Source organism: Bacillota bacterium, from assembly GCA_024655925.1.
In the GTDB taxonomy this organism is placed as follows: Bacteria; Bacillota; DTU025; order DTU025; family JANLFS01; genus JANLFS01.
On sequence record JANLFS010000205.1, the window covers coordinates 1 to 2,338 of the forward strand.

Annotated in this window: 1 protein-coding gene; it reads left to right on the forward strand. The window is 59.5% G+C overall.

Annotated features, from left to right (window positions below; all coding sequences use genetic code 11):
• Positions 1-179 precede the first annotated feature (179 nt).
• Complete coding sequence (gene fusA, locus NUW23_16095; protein MCR4427671.1) at positions 180-2,267, forward strand: elongation factor G; 2,088 nt, start codon at positions 180-182, stop codon at positions 2,265-2,267.
• Positions 2,268-2,338: the final 71 nt, after the last annotated feature.

Consider the following 2,338-nt stretch of genomic DNA (forward strand, 5'->3'; position numbering starts at 1 on the left):
ACCCGTCTGGTCAATGATTGGTAGGAAATTGGAAGCGTATATCGAAAGGCGAGAGATCAAGTTCTGATCGCTTGATATCTCCAGCCAGTAAGTGTAGAATACTGGAGTCAGTGAGTTTTGACTGCTCTAATGCAGTGATTCTGGGGAGCTGCGAGCGGAGGGTCAAGGGAGGAGATCGCTTGAAGAAATACCAGATAGAACAGCTGCGGAACCTCGCCATTGTGTCCCACGGTGGAGCCGGCAAGACCACTCTCACCGAGGCCATGCTCTTCCTCAGTGGGGCGGTCGACCGGTTCGGGAAGGTAGACGAGGGCACCTCCACAACTGACTATGACCCTGACGAGGTCAAGCGCAAGATCTCCATCAACGCCGCGGTCGCTCCGGTTGAATGGAACGGCTGCAGGGTCAACATAGTGGACACCCCGGGCTACTCCGATTTCATCGGTGAGGTCGTTGGGGCGTTGCGCGTGGTCGAATCCGCCGTGGTGCTCGCGGACGCTGTCGGAGGGGTCGAAGTCGGAACGGAGAACGTCTGGCGGTTCGCGGAAGAGCGGAAGCTCCCGAGGATCGGAATCGTCAGCCGTATGGATTGGGAGAACGCCGATTTCGACCGGGTTGTGGAATCGATGCGAGCGGCGTTCGGGAATAATGTGGTTCCAGCGCAGCTTCCGATAGGCCAGGGTGACAAGTTTCGCGGGGTCGTCGACCTTATCAAGATGAAGGCCTACACATGGTCGGACGCCACCGGCAAGAGTATGACTGAGGCTGAGATCCCTTCGGACCTCGTGGACTCAGCATCAGAGCACCGCGACAAACTCCTTGAGTACGCCGCTGAGACCGACGAGGAACTGCTCATGAAGTACCTCGAGGGTAAGCCTTTGACTCAGGAGGAGTTCGAGGCGGGCCTCGCCGCCGGGGTCGCATCGGGATCGGTTATCCCAGTCTTCTGCGTCTCCGCGCTCAAGCTCATCGGTGTGCAGCCCGTTCTCGATGCCATCGTCTCCCTGTGCCCGTCGCCCATTGCTGCCGGGGCCGTGGAAGGTGTGAACCCTGTGACGGGCGATCGCGTGGAGCGGAAGTCCGAAGAGGGCGAACCCATGAGTGCTCTGGTGTTCAAGACCATGGCGGACCCTTACGTAGGCAAGATCACGCTCTTCCGGGTCTATTCCGGGGTGGTCCGGTCCGACACCCAGGTCTACAATGCGAGCAAGGAAAAGGGCGAGCGGTTCGGGCAAGTGTTCCTGGTCAAAGGCAAGCAGCAGATCCCCACAGCCGAGGTCGGCCCCGGGGATATCGCGGCTGTCGCCAAGCTGACTGAAACGACCACAGGCGACACTTTCTGCGACCGCGACAAGCCAGTGGTGTTCGATAGGATCGCTTTTCCCAGCCCTGTGCTGTCCCTTTCTATGAAGCCCAAGGCCAAGGGGGACGAGGACAAGATCGGCTCCGGTATCGCCCGCATCCAGGAGGAGGACCCGACATTAAGGTACACCAAGGAGGTCGAGACCGGCGAGCTTGTTGTCTCAGGAATGGGCGAGGTTCACCTCGAGATCATCGCTGACCGCCTCAAGAGGAAGTTCGGCGTGGACGTGGTCCTCGATACCCCAAAAGTGCCTTACCGTGAGACCATAAAGAGCACGGTCAAGGTAGAGGGCAAGCACAAGAAGCAAACCGGAGGCCGCGGGCAGTACGGCCACGTCTGGCTCGAGATCTCCCCGCTTCCCACGGGCACCGGGTTCGAGTTCGAGGACAAGATTTTCGGAGGCGCAGTCCCGAGGCAGTTCATACCCGCTGTTGAGAAAGGCCTGCGTGAGGCCTTGCCCGAGGGAATACAGGCGGGCTATCCGCTTGTGGATATCAAGTGCTCCCTGTACGATGGGTCTTATCACTCGGTCGACTCCTCAGAAATGGCGTTCAAGATCGCTGCGCAGCTGGCGCTCAAGAAGGGGTGCGCTGAGGCGAACCCGATCATACTCGAGCCCATCCTGAAAGCTGAGGTCGTCGTGCCCGAGGAGTACATGGGCGATGTTATCGGTGACTTCAACAAGAAGCGCGGCCGGATACTGGGCATGGAGTCTCAGGGCAAGTACCAGGTGGTCCGGGCGCTCGTTCCCATGGCCGAGATGTTCAAGTACTCGATAGATCTCCGTTCCATGACCGGTGGACGCGGGTCGTTCACCACCGAATTCGACCACTACGAGGAGGCGCCGGCCGGCATAGCCGCGCGCATCATCGAGCAGGCCAAGAAGGACAGAGAAAAGGAGTAGGCCGGCGAGTGGCAAGCAGCACTTCCGCAAGGCATGAGAGCTAACTGGAGTGGAGATGTTGGCGGCGATGA